At 64.1% G+C, this 20,515-nt stretch carries 13 protein-coding genes; all 13 read left to right on the top strand.

From position 1 onward, the window contains the following. Positions 1-15: 15 nt before the first annotated feature. The 13 genes from tssE (at position 16) to ACTJJN_RS11135 (ending at position 20,504) form a co-directional block, all read left to right on the top strand. Positions 16-498 carry a type VI secretion system baseplate subunit TssE gene (tssE, locus tag ACTJJN_RS11195; protein WP_003248355.1) on the top strand — a complete coding sequence of 161 codons (483 nt, stop codon included), beginning with the start codon at positions 16-18 and terminating at the stop codon, positions 496-498. After that, positions 498-2,318 (top strand): type VI secretion system baseplate subunit TssF, encoded by a 1,821-nt coding sequence (gene tssF, locus ACTJJN_RS11190; protein WP_012052410.1) that lies wholly within the window; start codon positions 498-500, stop codon positions 2,316-2,318. The genes tssE and tssF overlap by 1 nt, the downstream gene beginning before the upstream one ends. Then, on the top strand, positions 2,282-3,352 hold the full coding sequence (gene tssG, locus ACTJJN_RS11185; RefSeq protein ID WP_012052411.1) for a type VI secretion system baseplate subunit TssG: 1,071 nt from the start codon (positions 2,282-2,284) through the stop codon (positions 3,350-3,352). The genes tssF and tssG overlap by 37 nt, the downstream gene beginning before the upstream one ends. Next, the gene (gene tssH / locus ACTJJN_RS11180; protein ID WP_012052412.1) at positions 3,349-5,946 is read left to right on the top strand and encodes a type VI secretion system ATPase TssH; all 2,598 of its coding nucleotides are present in this window, start codon (positions 3,349-3,351) and stop codon (positions 5,944-5,946) included. The genes tssG and tssH overlap by 4 nt, the downstream gene beginning before the upstream one ends. Before the next feature lie 24 nt (positions 5,947-5,970). Next, positions 5,971-6,693: a type VI secretion system lipoprotein TssJ gene (gene tssJ, locus ACTJJN_RS11175; RefSeq protein ID WP_004576638.1), complete on the top strand. Its 723-nt coding sequence runs from the start codon at positions 5,971-5,973 to the stop codon at positions 6,691-6,693. Then, positions 6,690-8,033, top strand: a complete 1,344-nt coding sequence (tssK, locus tag ACTJJN_RS11170; protein WP_003248343.1) for a type VI secretion system baseplate subunit TssK — start codon at positions 6,690-6,692, stop codon at positions 8,031-8,033. The genes tssJ and tssK overlap by 4 nt, the downstream gene beginning before the upstream one ends. After that, the gene (icmH, locus tag ACTJJN_RS11165) at positions 8,030-8,746 is read left to right on the top strand and encodes a type IVB secretion system protein IcmH/DotU (protein ID WP_012052413.1); all 717 of its coding nucleotides are present in this window, start codon (positions 8,030-8,032) and stop codon (positions 8,744-8,746) included. Before tssK ends, icmH begins: the two co-directional genes overlap by 4 nt. Before the next feature lie 30 nt (positions 8,747-8,776). Next, positions 8,777-12,580 (top strand): type VI secretion protein IcmF/TssM N-terminal domain-containing protein, encoded by a 3,804-nt coding sequence (locus tag ACTJJN_RS11160; RefSeq protein ID WP_440781264.1) that lies wholly within the window; start codon positions 8,777-8,779, stop codon positions 12,578-12,580. After that, positions 12,577-13,485, top strand: a complete 909-nt coding sequence (tagF, locus tag ACTJJN_RS11155; protein WP_440781263.1) for a type VI secretion system-associated protein TagF — start codon at positions 12,577-12,579, stop codon at positions 13,483-13,485. The genes ACTJJN_RS11160 and tagF overlap by 4 nt, the downstream gene beginning before the upstream one ends. Next, positions 13,482-15,977 carry a type VI secretion system membrane subunit TssM gene (gene tssM / locus ACTJJN_RS11150; protein WP_014756604.1) on the top strand — a complete coding sequence of 832 codons (2,496 nt, stop codon included), beginning with the start codon at positions 13,482-13,484 and terminating at the stop codon, positions 15,975-15,977. Before tagF ends, tssM begins: the two co-directional genes overlap by 4 nt. A gap of 143 nt (positions 15,978-16,120) precedes the next feature. Then, complete coding sequence (locus ACTJJN_RS11145) at positions 16,121-16,639, top strand: Hcp family type VI secretion system effector (protein ID WP_012052417.1); 519 nt, start codon at positions 16,121-16,123, stop codon at positions 16,637-16,639. A 95-nt stretch (positions 16,640-16,734) separates the two neighbouring features. Beyond that, the gene (gene tssA, locus ACTJJN_RS11140; protein WP_012052418.1) at positions 16,735-17,820 is read left to right on the top strand and encodes a type VI secretion system protein TssA; all 1,086 of its coding nucleotides are present in this window, start codon (positions 16,735-16,737) and stop codon (positions 17,818-17,820) included. Between the two features lie 167 nt (positions 17,821-17,987). Further along, the gene (locus ACTJJN_RS11135) at positions 17,988-20,504 is read left to right on the top strand and encodes an excinuclease ABC subunit UvrA (RefSeq protein WP_014756602.1); all 2,517 of its coding nucleotides are present in this window, start codon (positions 17,988-17,990) and stop codon (positions 20,502-20,504) included. Positions 20,505-20,515: the final 11 nt, after the last annotated feature.

Raw genomic sequence — 20,515 nt, 5'->3', positions numbered from 1 at the left:
GTACAGGGATGACACATGAGTAACCAGGCCCGCCTGCTGCCCTCGCTGCTCGACCGACTGCTGGACGACCGTCCCTACCAGTCGGCCGAGCCCGCAGCGCAGCGCACCTGCTCGCTGGCCGAGTACAAGGCCAGCATCGTCCGCGACCTCGAAGTTCTGGTGAACACCCGCCAGTCCCTGGTCGCCGAAGAGCTCGACGGCTTCAGCCAGCTCGGTGGTTCCATCCTTGAATACGGCATGCCGGACTTCATCAGCCGCAGCGTGCTCGACCCGCACGATCGTCGCCTGATCCAGCAACAGCTGGAACGGGCGATCAGCACCGGAGACCGGCGCTTTCGCCGGGTCCGTGTTCAGCTGTTGGCCCAGCAGAACGGCCATCGCATGTTGACCTTCCGCGTGGACGCCGTATTGCGTCTGCAGGACATCAGCCGCCAGGTGTCATTCGACGCCGTGCTGCAGGTCAACACCCAGGAATACAAAGTGCAGAACCTCAACTGATGCTCGACGAACTGCTGCCCTACTACGAAAAGGAACTGTCGCACCTGCGCTTTCTCGGCCAGGAGTTTGCCGCGCAGTACCCGAAGATCGCTTCGCGGTTGCTGATCGAGGGCGACAACTGCGAAGACCCGCACACCGAGCGCCTGATCGAGGCGTTCTCGTTCCTGTCTGCGCGGGTGCACAAGAAGCTCGATGACGAGTTTCCGGAAATCGTCGAATCCTTCCTCGAGGTGCTGTACCCCCACTACCTGCGCCCTACTCCGTCGATGTCGATTGTCGAACTGAGCCTGGGCAGGCACGAGAAAGTCACCGAAGCCTACCGCGTGGCGCGCCATACCGAGATGCATGCCAATCCCGTGGAGGGCGTGGTGTGCAAGTTCCGCACCTGCTACCCGGTAGAGCTGTGGCCGATTGCCGTGCAGCAGGCCTCGTTCACAGAAATGGAACGTTCGGCCTTCAACGGGCACAGCGCCGACCTGGTCGCTCATCTGCGCATTCGCTTGGCTGCCACGGGCGATGCCCTGTTCGGGCAGATGGACATGAACCGCCTGCGGTTCTTCCTCGACGGCGAAGCAACCCTGATGCTGCAGCTGTACGAGCTGCTGTTCAACAACCTGGCCAAGGCCACGCTGAGCTTCGACGACCAGGGCCGCCGCCGCGAAGTGGCGCTGCCGGCCGATGCCCTGAACACCGTGGGCTACGCCCGTGACGAAGGCCTGGTGGACTACTCCGAGCGCTCATTCCTGGGCTACCGCCTGCTGCACGAGTATTTCACCTTCCCCGACAAGTTCATGTTCTTCGACCTCAGTGGATTTGCCCGTATCCTGCAGGGCAAGGCCATCGAACATGTAGAGGTCAACTTCTATTTCTCCGACTACGACCTCAGCGAGCGCCTGGCGCGGCTGACCCAGAACATCGGGCGCAACAACTTCAAGCTCAACTGCACGCCGATCATCAACCTGTTCCGCCAGCAGGCCGAGCCGATCAAGCTGACCCACACCCAGCACGAATACCCGGTCACCCCTGACACACGGCTGCACAACGCTGCAGAAGTGGTATCGATCGACCGGGTACGGCGGGTGCGCAAACTCGGCGGTATCGACCAGGTCGCCACCTGCCAGCCGTTTTTCGAACCCCGGGGCGAGCAAGACCCACACAGCAGCTTCTGGGTCGCGCGCCGGCGAAACCAGGGTGACGCCACTGCCATGAGCATCCGCGTGGTCGACCGCGATCTGGAATTGATCGACGCCAGCAGCGACACCCTCAGCATCGGCCTTACCTGCAGCAACCGCGACGTGCCGCTGCTGCTGCCGTTCGGTGGCGAACGGGGCGATTTCACCATTCCCGCCAACTCGGTGATCAAGGACATCCGCTGCCTGCGCAAGCCCACCGCCACGGTGCGCGTGCCCTTGGGCAAGGGCCTGATCTGGCGGTTGATCGCCCACTTGTCGCTGAACCACCTGTCCCTGGTCAGCCAGGGCCGCGAAGTGCTGCTGGAGCTGTTGTCGCTGTACAACTACCGCAATGTTTCCGCCATTCGCAAACAGATCAACGGCATCAAGGCGATCAGCAGCGAACCGGTGGTCGCGCGCATCGGCCACCCGCGGCCAAATTTCGTGCGCGGGGTCGGCATCACCCTGACCCTGGACGAAAGCCAGTTCATCGGCAGCGGCGTGTTTCTGTTCGGCAAAGTGCTGGACCACTTCTTCGGCCAGTACTGCTCGATGAACAGCTTCACCCAACTGACCCTGCGCACCCAACAACGAGAAAAGAGAGTCGTACAATGGCCAGCACGCACCGGCGATCAGCCCCTGGTCTGATCGATCAGGCCCGAGCCGAGCCGCACCGATTCGAATTCTTTCAATTGGTGCGCCTGCTCCGCCTGCACTACAGCCGCACCGGGCGCATGGACCTGGCAACCCGGCCGCACGAAGACCCGCTGCGTTTTCGTACCCAGCTGTCGCTGGCGTTCCCGGCCAGCGAGGTCAGCGACCTGCACTTCGAGCGCGAAGGCAAGGTGTCGCCGGCCGGCTTGCCGCTGTCGGAAGTGCAGGTCACCTTCATGGGCCTGGTCGGGCCGTCGGGCGTGCTGCCACGCCCGTACACCGAGCTGCTGCTCGAGCGCCACGTGCAGTATCGCGACGATGCCGCCCATGCGTTTCTCGACATCTTCTCGCACCGCATGACCACGCTGTTCTACGAGGCCTGGCAAAAATACAAATTCCACATCGAGCACGAGCGCAATGGCACTTCGGGCTTCGACGGCTACCTGCTCAACCTGGTTGGCCTCGGGCCGCGCGCCCAGAAGCTGAAGTTCGAAGAGCAACCGTCAGCATTGCGTCGTGAGCTGTTCAGCTATTTTGCCGGCCTGCTCAGCCAGAAGCCGCGCAATGCGCTGAACCTTGAACGCATGCTCGGTTTCTATTTCTCGCTGCCGATCAAGGTCCAGCCGTTCGCCGGGCGCTGGCTGCACCTGCAGCCCGAACAATGCACCCAGCTTGGCCGCCGCAATGCCCAGCTCGGCCACAGCGCCGTCGCCGGCAACCGGGTCTGGGACTATCAGTCGTGCATCCGTATCGAGCTGGGCCCGCTGAACCTGGCCGACTACCAGCGCTTCCAGCCGGGCACCGCCTGCTACCGCAAGCTGGTCGAGCTGGTGCGCTTCTATATAGGTGCCGAACTGGATTTCGAAATTGCCCCGCGCCTCAAGCGCGAGGCGGTGCCACGCGCCCAACTGGGCCGCAGCGGCAATGTCGCCCTGGGCTGGCTGGGTTGGCTCAAACGCCCGGGTCGTGACGCGGAGCCTTCGCGTTGCGCCGTTTTCCACATTCCTTACGATGGGGTCGCCTTGTGAACCTGAAGTCTCTGTTCGCCAAGCTCAACGAAACCAGCCGCACGGCCACCGAAAGCGCGGCGGCCCTGTGCCTGTCGGAGCACCATTACGACGTGGAAGTGGAGCACCTGCTGCTGCAGTTGCTCGACAACAACGACAGCGACCTGGCCCCGATCCTGCGCCACTACGAGGTCGTCGCCGAACGCCTGCAGGCGCAGCTGGTCACCGCCTTGGGCACCTTCAAGAAAGGCAATACCCGCACCCCGGCGCTGTCGCCACACATTACCCGCATGATCGAGCAAGCCTGGTTGCTGGCCTCGATCGAATACGGCGTAGGCCAGGTGCGCAGCGCTCACCTGCTGCAGGCTCTGCTTGACGATGCTGAACTGCGTCGCGTGGTGATCGCCTCGGCGCCGGAGCTGGAAAAAATCAACGCCGATGACCTGCGCCTGAACCTTGCGGCGCTGGTGGAGGGTAGCGCCGAGTCCAGGCAGGCCAGCCCGCTGGCAAGCCCAGCGGCGCCAGTGAGCACGTCGAGCAAGGCCAGCGGCAAGACCCCAGCGCTGGACCAGTACACGGTCAACCTTACCCAAAGCGCCCGCGAAGGCCGCATCGACCCGGTGCTGGGCCGTGAGTTCGAAGTACGGCAGATGGTCGACATCCTCACCCGCCGTCGGCAGAACAACCCGATCCTCACGGGCGAAGCCGGGGTCGGCAAAACCGCCGTGGTCGAAGGCCTGGCGCTGCGCATCGCCCAGGGTGACGTGCCGGCGGTGCTCAAGGACGTTGCCCTGCACACCCTCGACCTGGGCCTGTTGCAGGCCGGCGCCGGGGTCAAGGGCGAGTTCGAGAACCGCCTCAAGGCTGTGATCGAAGAGGTCAAGCGCAGCCTGCACCCGATCATTCTGTTCATCGACGAAGCCCACACCCTGATCGGCTCCGGCGGCCAGGCTGGGCAGAACGATGCCGCCAACCTGCTCAAGCCGGCCCTGGCCCGTGGCGAGTTGCGCACCATCGCTGCCACTACCTGGGCCGAATACAAGAAGTACTTCGAGAAGGACGCCGCCCTCGCCCGCCGCTTCCAGGTGGTCAAAGTGGAAGAGCCCGACGAAGACAAGGCCATTCACATGCTGCGCGGCCTGCTCGGCAAGATGCGCGAGCACCACAAGGTGGCGGTGATGGACGAAGCGTTGGTGCAGGCGGTACGCCTGTCCAACCGCTACATCACCGGCCGCCAGCTGCCCGACAAGGCGGTCAGCGTGCTCGACACGGCCTGCGCGCGCATTGCCCTCGCGCAATCTTCGCTGCCCGGCGCACTGGAAGACTGCCGCCGGCAGATCGACAACCTGCAGGCGGAAATCGGCGTGCTCGGCCACGAAGCCGGCAAGGGGCACGACCATGCCCGCCGCCTGGAAGCGCTGCAGGCTGCCCTGCAGGCCGAGCAGCAGCAGGAACAGCAACTCAATGCCCAGTGGCAGCAGGAGCTGGAACTGGTCGAACAGCTCAAGGCGCTGGACGCCGCCAACGATGCCGACGCCCAACAGCTCAATACCCTGCGTGCCGAGCTGGCGCGCGTGCAAGGCGACCAGCCACTGGTCCACGCGCTGGTCGACAGCGGCGCCATCGCCCAGGTCATCAGCGGCTGGACCGGCATCCCGCTGGGCAAGATGCTGCGTGACGAAATCGATACCGTGCAGCGCCTGCCGGCCCTGCTTGGTGAACGCGTGCTGGGCCAGGACCACGCCCTGCATGAGATCGGCAAGCGCATCAAGATTTCCCGAGCGCGCATGGAAGACCCGAACAAACCGATTGGCGTGTTCCTGCTGCTCGGCCCCAGCGGCGTCGGCAAGACCGAAACCGCCCTGGCCCTGGCCGACACCTTGTACGGCGGCGAGCGCAACCTGATCACCATCAACATGTCCGAGTACCAGGAGGCCCACACCGTGTCGAGCCTCAAGGGCTCGCCACCCGGCTACGTCGGCTACGGCGAAGGCGGCGTGCTGACCGAAGCGGTGCGCCGCAAGCCGTACAGTGTGGTGCTGCTCGACGAGGTGGAAAAAGCCCACCCCGACGTGCTCGAACTGTTCTTCCAGGTGTTCGACAAGGGCGTGCTGGACGATGGCGAAGGCCGCGAGATCAATTTCCGCAACACGGTGATCATCCTCACCTCCAACACCGGCACCGAGCGCATCATGCAGACCTGCCTGAACGCCACCGAGCTGCCGACGCCCGAGGCGATCGTCGAAGACCTGCGCGACCAGCTCAACCATGTGTTCAAACCGGCCTTCCTCGGTCGCCTGAGCATCGTGCCGTTCTACCCGGTGCAGGACCAGATCCTCGAGCGCATCGTCGCCCTCAAGCTCGAACGCATCGCCAAGCGCTTCGCCCGCAACCACCAGGCCGAGCTCAGCTATGACCAGGCGCTGGTCAAGGCCATCGCCGCGCGCTGCACCGAGGTCGACAGCGGCGCACGCAACATCGACAACATCCTGTCCCAGACCCTGATGCCCGAACTCGCCCAGCGCGTGCTCGAGCGCATGGCCCAGGACGCGCCGATCCAGCACCTTGCGATCGAGCTGGGCAGCGATGGCGATTTCGCCTATCGCCTGGCCTGACCAGTACCCGGAGGTTTTGCCGTCATGCAACACAAGCACATCGTCCTCAAACGCCTGACCGCAGCCGCCTTGCTGGTAGCGCTGGCCGGCTGCGGGGTCACCGACCGTATCGGCAAGCGCATGGAAGACAGCTGGGCGGCCGACATGCTGGCCGACAGCGAAAAGGTCATCCTGACCTCCGACGGCGGCAACCAGCTCAACCCCGACGCCGAGGGCAAGCCGCTGTCGGTGGTGATGCGCGTGTATCAGCTGACCGACCTCGAGCGCTTCGCGGCTACCGATGCCGAGACCCTGTGGGACGCCCCGCAAAAAGCCTTGGGCAACACCCTGGTGGAAACCCGCGAGATCACCCTGCTGCCCGGCATTGGCCAGATCGACCAGTGGCCGCTGGCCAAGAACGCGCGCTACGTCGGCGTGGCGGCGTTCTTCCGCGATGAGCAGGACGCGCGCTGGAAAGTCGCCTTCGACGCCAACTCGCTGCGCAAGGACGGTATCTGGTTCTCCTCCGACGGCCTGCGGGTGCTGGTGGACAACACCGAAATCAGCGCCATGCGTGGCGTGGACGTACTGAACAAACCACCGACCGCCGACCAGCTTGCCGCTGCGCAGAAGGCCAAGGATGCCGACGCGACCCTCACCGACAAGGTGCAGGACGCGGCCATCGACAAAGCCACCGACGCCGCCAGCCAGTCGGCCAGCAACGCCATGGATTCAACCTTCAATTCTTTAGTGGATAGCGTCAAATGAGCAAGCAGAGCCGGGTGATGTGGTCGGAAGGCATGTTCCTGCTGCCCCAGCACTTCCAGTATCAGGACGAATTCCATCAGCACCAGTTGGCTGAGGCGACCCTGCGCAGCACCCCTTTCCATTGGGGGGTTCAGGCGCTGCAGGTGGACGAGGACGCCCTGGCCAATGGTTCACTGCAGCTCAAGCGCCTGAAGCTGGTGTTCCCCGATGGCAGCCTCTACGACGCGCCGCAGCACGATCCGCTGCCGGCCGCGCGCGACCTCAAGGACCTGCTCAAGGCCAACGACCTGAAGGTGTATGCCGCGCTCAAGCTGCCCGAGCCATTCGGCCTCAACTACGTCGAGGATGGCCATGAACACAAGGCCGCACGGCGTTTCCGCAAGCAGTTCGACACCCTGCCCGACCTTAATGAAGGCGAACTGGAAAACGAAATCACCAGCTTGCGCCTGAACGTCGTGCTGCTGGTCGACGGTGACAGCCTCGACGGTTACAGCCACTGCCCACTGGCCAAGCTGACACGCAACAGCATGGGCGGTTTCAACGTTGACCCGCATTTCGTCCACCCCACCTTGCACCTGGGCAGCCACGAGACCATTGCCGGCATCGGCAAGCGCCTGCTCGGTGCCCTGCAGGCCAAGAGCAAGGCGCTTTCCGGCCGGCGCCGCGAGCGCGCCGACCAGATCGCCGAGTTCGGCTCCAGCGATGTGACCCTGTTCTGGCTGCTGAACACGGTCAACCGTGCCCACCCGCAGCTGGCGCATCTACTGGCCCACCCGCGCCTGCACCCGGAGCGCCTGTACCTGTTCCTGGCGGACCTTGCCGGCGGCCTGCTGACCTTCACCCTGGACACCCAGCTCAGCGACATCCCCGAGTACGACCACCACGACCCGGCCGCGTCGCTGGTCAAGCTCGACGAAATGATCCGGGTGATGCTCGACAACGTTGTGCCCAACCAGTGCATTGTCATCAACCTGACCCAGACCAAGCCATCGCACTGGCAAGGCCAACTGCACGACCCGCGCCTGGCCGAAGCCGACTTCTATATCGCCGTGCACGCCGACATGCCCGGCGCCAGCCTGCTGGAACTGGTGCCCCGTGCCTTCAAGGTCGGTTCGCCGGAAGACATTGAAGTGGTGGTCAACAGCGCCATGCCGGGTGTCACCCTCAATCATGCCGCGCGGCTGCCGAACGCAATTCCGGTGCGCCTGGACAACCAGTACTTCGCCATCGAGCCACACGGCACTGTGTATGAGCGAATGATCAGCGCCCAGGCCATCTGCTTCTATGCGCCCAGCGCCTTTACCAACCTCAAGCTTGAACTGATGGCGGTGCTCAAATGACCGAAGCCGTACTGCAACAGGGCGCCGTCCCGGCCGCCAGCGACAAACCGACGTTCAAGGACCTGGTCCAGGACTTCATCAGCATGGCGTTGATCGTACGTCGCGGCCGCCAGGTCACCTCGGTGCAGGCCTTCGAAGGTAGCGTCGAACGCTTCTTCGCCAACCTGGAACGTGATGCCCGTGCCGCCAACTACAGCGTCGAGCAGGTCAAGGACACCCAATACGCGTTGTGCGCCTTCCTCGACGAAAGCGTACTGCGCTCGGACGACAACGCGTTGCGTCGGCACTTTGAACTTCAGCCGTTGCAGTTCCGCTATTTCGGCGTGCACCTGGCCGGCGAAGGGTTCTTCGAGAAGGTCGATGCGCTGCGCGCCGACGTCAAGCAGAACATCGACGTGCTCGAGGTCTACCACCTGTGCCTGGCACTGGGCTTCGAGGGCAAGTTCAGCCTCGGCCAAAAGGACCAGCTGCGTTACCTGGCCAATACACTGGGCCAGGATATCGCCCGCTACCGCAAGGCGCCCAAAGCCCTGTCACCGGACTGGGCACTGCCCGACCAGGTGTCGCAGATGCTGCGCCATGAAGTACCGCTGTGGGTGTATCTGGCGCTGATCGCGTTGGTCTGCGTCGCCGTGTACCTGACGCTGGACTGGTTGCTGGACAAGGACGTCGCCGCCCTGTCCGAACAAATCCGCCAGCTGTTCAGTGCCTGAGCACATACCAGGTAGCCGAGTCAGGAAGACATGAAAACATTACTGCGTCTGTTGAAAAGTTTCTGGGTGCTGCTGCCATTGCTGTGGCTGGCTAGCCTGTTGATTTGCTGGCTGGCCGCGCCGCTGGTGCCGTGGCTGCGTCATCACGTGCCTGAAGCGCTGGCAATCATCAGTGCCTGCTTCCTGCTGGTAATCGTGCTGCGCCAATACCAGCGCATTCGCGCCGAACACAACCTGGAGAACCTGCTGCAGATCGAGGTCGACCGCTCGTGGAATGCCACTGGCGAGTTCCGTGACCAGCAGGTGCTGCGTGAGCGCCTGAAGCACGCCATCGCCATGCTGCGCACCGACCGCTCCGCGGGTGGCGGCGGCAAGGCGGCCCTGTCCGACCTGCCCTGGTACCTGGTGGTCGGCATGTCGGCGGCCGGTAAGACCTCGCTGCTGACCCATTCCGGCCTGTCGGCCAGCATCGCTACGGCCAACGACAGCGAAAGCGGCACCCAGCACTGCGACTGGTACTTCAGCCCCGACGCCGTGATGATCGACACCGCCGGGCGCTACCTGCGCGACGACCAGTCGGCCAGCGAGTTCTCGGCCTTTCTGCGCATGCTGCGAAAGCAGCGCGGCAAAGCGGCGATCAATGGCCTGGTGCTTGTGGTCAGCCTGCCCGAGCTGCTGGCGGCCAACAGCGATGAGCGCAATGCCCTGGCGGCCCAGTTGGTGGCACGGGTGGAAGAATACGCCGAATGCCTCGATGCCAACCCGCCGGTTTACCTGATGCTGAGCAAGACCGACCAGTTGCCGGGTTTCAGCCAGGCTTTCGACGGCCTCGACCTGCACGAACGCCAGCAGCCGCTGGGCATGACCTTTGGCCTTTCGGAAATCCGCACCAACGGCCTGCACGCCGTGCTGAAGACGCGCCTGAAGAAACTGCAGGCTCATATTCGCCAGCACGTCGACGCACAGATGATCGCCCTCGGTGCCGAAGCCGACAGCACCCTGCTGAATTTCCCGCAGTACTTCGCCGCCCTCAGCGGTGTGCTCGAGCAATTCCTCGACCACTTCACCCGCGGCCATCGCGGCGGTGCCCCGCTGCTGCTACGTGGCCTGTACTTCACCAGTGCACTGCAGAACGGGCAGCAACTGGGGCAGGTCTATGAAGACGTCATCGCCGACGAATTCGCCCTGCAGGCGGCCTACGATGAGCAGGCCGGGCACGTCGGCAAGGCCCTGGGCAACCGCAGCTACTTCATCACCGACACCTTCCGCCAGGTGATCTTCCCCGACCGCGACCTGATCCTTTACCAGTCGCGCCTGGGCCGCCAGGCTGCGTTCAGCCCGCTGCTACTGGGCCTGGCCGCCGCCACCGGGTTGCTGTTCATCGGTTGGCAAGCGCTGTCGTTCGCCAATAACCGCCAGTGGCTGGACAGCCTGCGTGGGCAGCTGGCGCACATCGAGCAGGCAGCAGACCGCGAGCAGCAGCTGGCCGCAGGCAAGGGCCTGGAAGTGCTGCGTGAGCAGATGGCCAACGTCGAGGCCCATCGCCTGCAGGGAGTGCCCTTGCAGTTGGGTGGCGGCCTGTACCAGGGCGAGGCGATTCACCAGGTGACCCGCAGCGCCTACCTGGCGCAGCTGCGCAGCCAGGCGCTGGAACCGATCGCACGCAGCCTGCAGGTGCAGATGCGGGCGTTCAACACCTTCGCCAACGGTATCAATCAGGAGCTGGAATTCACCCCGGCCCCGCAGCCGAAGAAGCGCAATGGCAAGCCGCTGGCCCCTGCCATTGCGGCCAGGGCCCAGGCCGCGCTGGGCAACACCCGCGCTGGCGCCTATGCCGCCAAGGTCAACCTGGCCACTGCCAGCGATGGCGCCGAGCTGTCCGCCGCCACCGGTGGGCTGTCACTGTCCGAAGAAATGCTCGGGCGCCTGGACGAGCAGCAGGTGGCCTCGATCATCGAGGCCTACAACACCCTCAAGCTGTACCTGTTGCTGACCGAGCCCCAGGCCCATCCAGACCCGGCCTTCGTCGCTGCCAGCCTGCCCCAGGCCTGGGCCAGCGCCGCCGCCGAAGGCACCCCGGCCGACGCTGGCGTGATCGCGGAAAATGCCCCGCTGTACGTGCAGTTGCTGGAGCAGGGCCAGGCGCCGTCGTTGCCGCGCAACGAACAGCTGATCAACGAAACCCGGCAGAACCTCAAGTCGTTCATGATCTCCAGCTCGCTGGTCGATCGCGAGTACCTGCGCCTGCAGCTCGAGTCGAGCCGGCAGTTCCCGGCGCTGAGCCTCAACGACCTGGTCCCGCAACCAGGCCGCACGCTGCTGTACGGAACCGCGGGTGTGCCGGCGATCTACACCCGCCAGGGCTGGGACACCTTCGTCAAGCCCGAGCTGATCAAGCTGGTGTCGGGCAACCTGCGCAACGAGTCGGACTGGGTGCTGGACGGCGAAGGCGGCGATGCCATCGTGCAGAAGGCCAACTTCGTACGCGAGTTCATGACCCGCTACAAGCGCGACTACACCCAGGCCTGGTACAAGATGGTCAGCAGCGTTGGCGTGCGCCACTTCGCCGACCTGGCCTCGGCGACCCGGGAACTGGGGCTGTTGAGCGACGTGCAGAACTCGCCAGTGAAGAACCTGCTGCAGGCCGTCAACGACAATACCCAGTGGGACCTGCCGGTCAAGCAAGCCATCCCGGCCCCCGGCACCAGCCGCGATGACGGTTTCTGGAGCAAGGTCACCGGTCTGTTCGACGCCAACGACACCCTGCCTGCCAACGTCGCCCCGGCCCTGCCGGCGGTGGACGACGGCAGCCTGGCCAAGCGCTTCGAGCCGGTGGCGCGGGTGTTCGCTGAAAACAACGCCGAAGGTGCCGACAGCACCATCATGGACCGCTACCTGGCCGCCTTGCGCAAACTCAAGGTGCGCATGAACAACATCCAGCGCTCGCAGGATGTGGGCAAGAGCAGCAAACAGTTGATCAGCGAGACCCTGGAAGGCCAGCCGAGCGAGATCACCACCGTGCGCAACTACGTGGAAAGCAGCGTCGACACCAGCCAGGATGGCCTGTCGCGCTCGCTGCAGGGGCTGTTCAGCCTGCCCATCCAGTATGCCTGGGCGACCCTGCGCGACCCGGCCGGCGAGCAGATCGCCAAGGCCTGGGCGCAGCAGATCGCCAAGCCCTGGGAGCAGGTCATGGCACACCGTTACCCGATTGCCGGCAGCAGCCGCAACGAGGCTTCGGTGAAAGACCTGCAACGCTTCGTAGATCCCGACAGCGGCCTGCTGCCGGCCTTCAAGCGCAACGAAATCGGCAACCTGGCCGGTGGTGAAGGTCTGGGTGTGGGCGATGGCAAGGGGCCGGCGCTGGTCAACCCTGGCATGCTCAACAGCATCGACAAGGCCAGCTCCGTGGGCCAGGTGATCGCCAGCCTGTCGGACCGTGACAACGGCTTCGAAATCATGCTGGAGCCTTCAGCCAACTTCACCGACATCGTCTTCACCCTCGATGGCCAGGAGCAGCACTACCGCAACGGCCGCAGCAGCTGGAACCGCTTCGCCTGGCCGGGCACCAGCACCGCGCCGGGCGCGCGCCTGGACGTCGTCACCCTGAGCGGCACACGGGTCACCGTGTTCGATTTCCCAGGGCGGTGGGGCCTGCTGCGCATGAACGAGAGCGCTCGGGTCGACGACCTGGACGGCATTCAGCAACGCTTTAGCTGGAACACCGCCAGTGGCCGCGTAAGCCTTATTGTGCGCAACTTCGGCGGGGTCAAGCTCACCGATCTGGGTGACGTCAAGGCCCTGAGCGCCCTCAACAGCAGGGGCGCGCAATGATCGGTTGCTTCGGCAAGCTGCCGTCGAGCGCAGATTTCGTCAGCCTGCATGGGGCGGCGGAAGAAGTCTGCGAGTTCGACGCCTGGTTGCAGTCATCGCTGGCAGCCATACGCTACCGCGATGACTGGCAGGCGTTGTTCGACGCGCTGCCGATGTGTTTTTTCACCTACCGCGCACGCAACGGCAACTGGCTACTGGGTGGCCTGCTCAGCTCGCGCGATGCCAGCCAGCGGCGCTACCCGTTCTTCATCTTCCAGTTGTTCAAGGGCGATGACAGTACTGGGCTGGTCAACCCGTTCACGCTTGGCGAGCTGTTCAGCGCGCAGATCAAGCCGATGCTGCACCAGGCCGTGCAAGGCGCCGACTGCACCCGCCTGTTCGAACGGATCAAGGCCTTGCGCCCGCTGCAGGGCCAGGACCTGGACCTGTTCCGCCGGGTGCACGCCAAGTTCCTGCATGATTTCAGCTTCGCGGATGTGGCCCGTGCCCTTCATGGGTCCTGGCCAGGTTTCGACAGTGCCACTGCCCTCGCCCACCTGCAGCTCGGCCGTGCCTCGCTGCAGGGCGACTTTGCAGGCGGCATCGAATTGCCGTTGCCGGCCGAACGTGGCCTTAAAAACCCCACTGCCGACCTGTGGCTGACCTGGCTGGCCCGCATGAGCGAACACCGAGCGCTGCCGGCAGTGAGCCTGTTGGCCGACGACTTCATGCACCCGCAGCTGTATTGCTTCCCGGCGCGCCACGCCAGCTGTGCCTACCGCCTGCTCAGTGGCTGTGCCGACCCGTGCCAGCACCTGGAGTTGCTCAGCCCGCTGACAACGGTGCCACGGCTGCACGATTACGACCGCCCCCTTGAACATGTCATCGACCAGTTCGTCGATGCACTGGATGCGACGCCTGTATGAACAAGCTCAAGTACTACTGCCTGCGCTACCAACCCTACCTGCTGGGCGTGGCGTTCTTCCTGGCGATCTTCCTGGTCTGGGCCATCGGCCGAGCCTTCGGCTTCGCCTCGCTGCACAGCCTGCTGGCCGGGATCGGCGTGTTTCTGCTGCTGTCGGCGGGCTATGTACTGCTGCTGTACCGCGGCGTGGGTCAGCACCACAACCTTGAAGGCCTGCTGCGCGACGACGCCGACCAGGCCGTACTCAGTGCAGCCCCGGCCGACCGGGAAGAAGTCAGCCTGTTGCGCGAGCGCCTGCTGCAGGGCATCGAGCGCCTGCACAGCAACAAGCCGCGCGGTACTTCGAACAAGGATGCCCTGTATGCCCTGCCCTGGTACCTGGTCATTGGCCAGCCTGCCGCCGGCAAGAGCACGATGATCCTGCAGTCGGGCCTTAACTTCCCCTATGCCGAGCGCGAAGGCGTGCGTGTCGCGGGCCTGGGCGGCACGCGCAACTGCGACTGGTTCTTCAGCTCTGAAGCGGTACTGCTGGACACTGCCGGGCGCTACATGAACAGCCCCGAGGAAGCCGGCAAGTGGCGCGGCTTTTTGCAACTGCTGCGCCAGCACCGCCAGCGCCGTCCCCTTAATGGCTTGATTGTCAGCGTCAGCATCGCCGATATCCTGCATGGTTCGGTCGAAGACCAGGAGCGCGTGGCCAAGCGCTTGCGCGAACGCATTCAGGAAAGCTGCGCGCTGCTGGAAGTGCGTCTGCCAATCTACCTGGTTTTCACCAAATGCGACCTGATCCCTGGTTTCACCGCGTTCTATCGCCAACTGGACGACGCGGCTCGTGGTGAAGTGATGGGTAAAACCTTCTCTCACAAGGGTTACGAGCAAGCCGACTGGGGCCAGCGCTTCAGCAATGCGATGGACGAGCTGACGCGTTACTGGGGGCAGATGGCGAGCCAGCAGCTGGTGCAGCAGGACATACAAGTCACCCGGCGGAACGACGCTGCCTACCGCTTCCCGCTGGAGCTGGCCGCGCTCAAGCCGCGCCTGCATCAGTTCGTCGACAGCCTGCTGCGTGCCAACCCTTACCAGAATGCCGAAATGCTGCGCGGTTTCTATTTCACCGCGGCGCTGCAGGCCGACGAGGCTCAGTGGGGCTGCCACGGCCAGCATGTGGCCGAACGCTTCGCGCTCGAACACGCAGAAGGAACGGGCACTGCCGGCAGCCAGCCGGCGCCGCTGTTCATCAACAGCCTGTTCCGCAAAGTGATCATTCCCGACCAGCATTTGGTGGCGCTGTACACCAGCAACCACCGTGAACGCCGGCGCAAGGCCGGGTGGGTGGGCGCTGCCGGCCTGGCGGCACTGGTGCTGTGCAGCCTGTGGGGCTGGTCGTACCTGAACAACCGCGCCACCCTGGCCAGCATTGCCGACGAACTGGCCCAGGCCAAGGCCGACGACCAGGCGGCCAGCGGCCAGTACACCGCCTGGCGAAGCCTCGACCGCTTGCGCTTCTGGGCTGCTCACTACCATGAGCAACACCACGCTAAGGGCGTGCCCCTCAGCATGCGCCTGGGCCTGTACCAGGGCCATGAGGTCGAGCCGCTGCTGCGCAACCGCTACTTCGCCACGCTGCAGAATGTAATGCTAAAGCCCACGGCCGATAATCTGACCCGTACCCTGTACCTGCTGACCACGCTCAAGGTCTACCAGCGCAACACCCGTGAGCTGCAGCCAGTGAGCGGCATTGACAGCGTAGAGGCCGAGGCGCTGCCCCATGACAACCGCGCCCAGTCGATCGCCAATTTCGGAAAGGCGGCCCTGGACACTTACGTGATGCTTTCTCCGGGCCAGCGCGAGCATGCCGACCCGGCGTTTCTCAAGGCGCACCTGCCGGACTACTGGTACCCGGCCATCGCCCGCCATACCGGCAAAAGCATGGCCGCCGCCGGCAGCGAGGCCGGTGGCAACCAGGACTACCTGTATGCCAGCCGCCAGATCACGTTCTACAGCGACCAGATCCGTGAGCCAGATGTACCGCGCATCCTCGACAACGCCTTCCTGATGTCCAGTTCGCGCAACTACATCGACAGCCTGCGGGCCCAGTCACTGCGTGCCATCGAGACCATCACGCTGGAGTCCGACACCCTGTTCGCCTTCGGCCGCGCCGACTTCCAGAGCCTGAAAAACGAAGGCCAGCATCAGCTGAGCGCAATTGCCAGCAAGCTGCTGAACACCCCGAATATCGGCAAGATCATCATCTCGGGGCACGCCGACCAACTGGGTGACAGCCAGGGCAACCTGCAGGTTTCGAAACAACGGGCGCAAACCATCCGCACCTATCTGGTTGGCAAGGGCGTACCTGCCGAGCTGGTGGTCGCGCAGGGCGAAGGCAGCCGCAAGCCATTGGTCAACTGCGACATGCAACAACCGCGAACGCAGTTGATCAAGTGCCTGGAGCCCAACCGCCGGGTGGAAATCGAAGTGCGTGGGCTTAACTGAGCCACGCCGCAATAACCGGTCGCCGGGGCCTCACAGGATGAGGCCCGGGCGGCGGCAAGCTACCTCTGCCGGCACGCCCGGCGAGGTCAAAACCAAGGGGCGCATGAGCAACCCTTTACATGTTGTTAATGGAGAGTTTCACAATGGCATTTGACGCGTATATCCAAATCGACGGCATCCCAGGCGAAGTACTGGATGAAAAACACAAGGACTGGATCGAAGTGCTGGGCTACGAGTACGGCGCCACCCAGGCTACGTCGGCAACCGCCAGCTCTTCGGGCGGTGCGTCCTCCGAGCGCGTTGCCCTGAGCGACTTCAAGATCCGCAAGGCAGTCGACAAGGCATCGGCCAAACTGTTCGAACACTGCTGCACTGGCAAGCACATCGCCAAGCTGAAGCTGAACGTGAACCGCGCCGGTGGCGACAAGGTCACCTACCTGACCATCGACATGGAAGAAGTGGTGGTCTCTTCGGTCAAGTTTGTCGCCGGTGGCAATCAGAATGGTGAAGACAAGGCGGTCAGCGACCTGCCCGTTGAAGAAATCAGCTTCAACTTTGCCCGCATCAAGACCACTTACACCCAGCAGAACCGCACCGACGGCCAGGCCGGCGGCAACATCGTAGGTGGCTGGGACCGCACCGCGAACAAAGTGTTTGCCTAAGCACGTACCGAACCATGGGCCGCTTCGGCGGCCTGTGTTCTGCAGCGCGCCGGGTTTTCCGGCGCGCTGTTCACTAGCCATGTCCAGAGTGTTCTATGCCTGAAATTCTCAATGACCTCTCGCTGGCCACACTGGTCGCCCCTATCGAGGGTGGCAGTGGCGAAGACTTGAGCTTCTCTGCCTTGTTCGACCAGATCAAGGAGGCACGCCGGGCGGACCCAGACTACCTGACCCAGGGCGACTGGCAAACCGACTTGAAGACTGCCGACTGGGAGCAGGTGATCAACCTGTCGGCTCAAGGGCTTGCGCAGCAAAGCAAAGACCTGATGCTGGTGGCCTGGCTCTGCGAGGGGCTGGCCCAGCGTGAACACTTCGAAGGCATCACCTTTGGCCTCGAGCTGACCGAACAGCTCCTGGTTGCGTTCTGGGAAACGCTGTACCCCACCCTCGAAGACGGCCTGGACGAGCGCGCGGCGCGACTGTCCTGGTTGAAGACCACGCTCACCGACATTGCCGGTGGCTTGCCCATTATCCAAGGGCAGCATTTTGGCGTGTTGCGCTATGACGAATCACGCCATGTAGAAAACCTCGCCTTGCAAAACCCCAAGGCGATGCAGACAGCGCTGAACGAAGGCAAGATCAACGCCGAGATCTTCCAGCGCTCGGTAGCGCTTACCGACACCGATTACCTGCGCGCCAAGGCCCAGCAGATCGCTACCAGCCTGAATGCATGCAAACGCCTGCAGGCCAGCGCCGACCGCCTGTTCGGCCACGAGGCGCCCAGCTTTGCCAGCCTTGCCGACATGCTTTCGCGTGCCAGCCAGCTGGCGGAAAAACTGCTCAAGGACCGCGGCGTCGAGCTACACCCCGCCATCCCGGAAGAAGCACAGCCACAGGCCACGGGTGCCAACCTCCACGAAGCAGGTGAAGCGATGAATGCCACGCCCCCGACGACCGCACCTGCAGCCCTGCGCACCACCCCGCTGACCCGCGACGAGGCATTCACCATGCTTGCGGGCATCGCCCAGTACTTCAAACAGAGCGAACCGCAAAGCCCGGTACCCTACCTGATCGAACGTGCGATCAAGTGGGGCAACATGCCGTTGGAAGGCTGGTTGAGTGACGTGATCAAGGACAACAATGTGGTGGACAACATCCGCGATGTGCTGGGCACCCGCTAGGGGCTGCAATAAAAGCCTTGAGACGAACGTCAGGTAAGGCGAAGACAGCCGGCGCCCTGCCACCCCTCCGGCTCCATCGGGTAGATCCCCTGACTGTTGCCCACGCAAGGGCGCTGCAAATGCTGTTAACTTGAGCTTCCTGCCCAGCTTCAGACAAGGACTGCTTCATGCCACAACGCCCGACCACCCCAAGCGGTTTCATCCGCGTCCGTGGCGCCCGCGAGCACAACCTGAAGAACATTGATGTCGATATTCCCCGCGATGCCTTGGTGGTGTTCACCGGCGTGTCCGGCTCGGGCAAGTCCTCGTTGGCGTTCTCCACGCTGTATGCCGAAGCCCAGCGGCGTTATTTCGAATCGGTGGCGCCCTATGCCCGGCGCCTGATCGACCAGGTTGGCGTGCCGGATGTCGATGCCATCGACGGGCTACCGCCGGCGGTGGCGCTGCAGCAGCAACGCGGCACGCCGAGTGCACGTTCCTCGGTGGGTAGCGTGACCACCTTGTCCAGTTCGATCCGCATGCTCTATTCACGCGCAGGCCACTATCCGGCCGGGCAAGCGATGCTGTACGCCGAAGACTTTTCTCCGAACACGCCCCAGGGCGCTTGCCCGCAGTGCCATGGCCTGGGCCGTGTCTACGAGGTGACCGAAGCGACCATGGTCCCCGACCCGTCGCTGACCATCCGTGAGCGTGCGGTGGCGGCGTGGCCAATGGCGTGGCAAGGGCAAAACCTGCGCGACATCCTGGTCACGCTGGGCTATGACGTCGATATCCCTTGGCGCGACCTGCCTCAGGCGCAGCGCGACTGGATCCTGTTCACTGAAGAGACGCCCACCGCCCCCGTGTATGCCGGCCTGACCCCGGCGCAGACCCGCGAAGCGCTCAAGCGCAAGCTGGAGCCCAGCTATCAAGGCACGTTCATGGGTGCCCGGCGTTATGTGCTGCATACCTTCATGCACTCGCAGAGCGCGCAGATGCGCAAGCGTGTGGCCCAGTACATGCACCCCAGCCCCTGCCCGCTGTGCCAGGGCAAACGCCTGAAGCGCGAAGCGCTGGCCGTGACCTTCGCCGGGCTGGACATCGCCGAACTGTCGCACCTGTCGTTGCAGGCGCTGGCTGAGGTGTTCCGCAAGGTGGCGGCAGCCGACTACCTGACCCAGCAGCAGGACGAGCTGACACTGGAAAAACGCCTGGCGGCCCAACGCATCGCCAAAGAACTGCTCGAACGCATTGACACGCTGCTTGACCTCGGCCTCGGTTACCTGGCCCTGGAGCGCAGCACCCCGACCTTGTCTTCTGGTGAACTGCAACGCCTGCGCCTGGCCACCCAGCTGAATTCGCAGCTGTTTGGAGTGGTTTACGTACTCGACGAGCCGTCGGCCGGCTTGCACCCGGCCGACAGTGAAGCGCTGTTCGAAGCCCTGCAGCGCCTGAAACAGGCTGGCAACTCGGTGTATGTGGTGGAGCATGACCTGGACACCATGCGCCGCGCCGACTGGCTGGTGGATGTAGGGCCAGCTGCCGGCGAACACGGCGGCACCATCCTCTACAGCGGGCCGCCCGCCGGCCTGGCCGAGGTGCAACAGTCATGCACCCGCACCTACCTGTTCGATGCCCCGGTACAGGCCACACGCGCCCCCCGCCAAGCACGCGACTGGCTGAAGCTTGAAGGCATCACGCGCAATAACCTCGATAACCTGAGCGCCGCATTTCCGTTGGGCTGCTTTACCGCCGTTACCGGTATTTCCGGCTCGGGCAAATCCAGCCTGGTCAGCCAGGCCCTGCTGGAACTGGTGGGGGCACACCTGGGCCATGCCGAGCAACCTAGCGAGCCCGAAGCGCAAAGCCTGGAAGACGAACCTGAACAGACCAGCAGCGGCCACGTAAGCGCCGGGCTTGGCAGCATCAAGCGGCTGGTGCAAGTTGACCAGAAGCCGATCGGCCGCACCCCGCGCTCCAACCTGGCCACCTACACAGGCCTGTTCGACCACGTGCGCAAATGCTTCGCGGCGACCGAGCAGGCCAAGGCACAGGGCTTCGACGCCGGGCGCTTTTCCTTCAACGTTGCCAAGGGCCGCTGCGCCAACTGCGAGGGAGAGGGTTTCGTCAGCGTCGAGTTGCTGTTCATGCCCAGCGTGTACGCGCCCTGCCCGACCTGCCAGGGTGCCCGCTACAACCCCGAAACCCTGGCGGTGAGCTGGCAAGGCATGAACATCGCGCAAGTGCTGCAGTTGACCGTCGACCAGGCCCTGCAGGTTTTTGCCGAGCAACCGCCTGCCCGCCGTTGCCTGCAGGTGCTACAGGATATCGGCCTGGGCTACTTGCGTCTTGGCCAGCCTGCCACCGAGCTGTCCGGTGGTGAAGCGCAGCGGATCAAGCTGGCGACCGAACTGCAGCGCATGGCCCGCGGGGCGACCCTGTATGTGCTGGATGAGCCCACCAACGGCTTGCACCCGCAGGACATCGACCGGCTGCTGGTACAGCTGAACCGCCTGGTAGAAAGCGGGCATAGCGTGGTGGTGGTCGAACATGACATGCGAGTGGTGGCGCAGAGCGACTGGGTGATCGATATTGGCCCGGGGGCCGGGGATTCCGGGGGCAAGGTGGTGGTCAGCGGCACCCCGCAGGTGGTGGCCGGGTGTAAGGCAAGCCGCACGGCCGAGTTTCTGGCCAAAGCGTTGTAGCGGGCGGCGCT

The sequence above is a fragment of the Pseudomonas sp. 22515 genome (assembly GCF_052044625.1).
GTDB classification, from domain to species: domain Bacteria; phylum Pseudomonadota; class Gammaproteobacteria; order Pseudomonadales; family Pseudomonadaceae; genus Aquipseudomonas; species Aquipseudomonas alloputida.
Note: the sequence above shows the minus strand (reverse complement) of the source record. Positions and strands in the feature narration are given on the sequence as shown.

Coding starts and splice junctions, on each gene's coding strand:
- tssE (WP_003248355.1), top strand. CDS start 16: ATGAGTAACCAGGCCCGCCTGCTGCCCTCGCTGCTCGACCGACTGCTG.
- tssF (WP_012052410.1), top strand. CDS start 498: ATGCTCGACGAACTGCTGCCCTACTACGAAAAGGAACTGTCGCACCTG.
- tssG (WP_012052411.1), top strand. CDS start 2,282: ATGGCCAGCACGCACCGGCGATCAGCCCCTGGTCTGATCGATCAGGCC.
- tssJ (WP_004576638.1), top strand. CDS start 5,971: ATGCAACACAAGCACATCGTCCTCAAACGCCTGACCGCAGCCGCCTTG.
- tssK (WP_003248343.1), top strand. CDS start 6,690: ATGAGCAAGCAGAGCCGGGTGATGTGGTCGGAAGGCATGTTCCTGCTG.
- icmH (WP_012052413.1), top strand. CDS start 8,030: ATGACCGAAGCCGTACTGCAACAGGGCGCCGTCCCGGCCGCCAGCGAC.
- ACTJJN_RS11160 (WP_440781264.1), top strand. CDS start 8,777: ATGAAAACATTACTGCGTCTGTTGAAAAGTTTCTGGGTGCTGCTGCCA.
- tagF (WP_440781263.1), top strand. CDS start 12,577: ATGATCGGTTGCTTCGGCAAGCTGCCGTCGAGCGCAGATTTCGTCAGC.
- tssM (WP_014756604.1), top strand. CDS start 13,482: ATGAACAAGCTCAAGTACTACTGCCTGCGCTACCAACCCTACCTGCTG.
- ACTJJN_RS11145 (WP_012052417.1), top strand. CDS start 16,121: ATGGCATTTGACGCGTATATCCAAATCGACGGCATCCCAGGCGAAGTA.
- tssA (WP_012052418.1), top strand. CDS start 16,735: ATGCCTGAAATTCTCAATGACCTCTCGCTGGCCACACTGGTCGCCCCT.
- ACTJJN_RS11135 (WP_014756602.1), top strand. CDS start 17,988: ATGCCACAACGCCCGACCACCCCAAGCGGTTTCATCCGCGTCCGTGGC.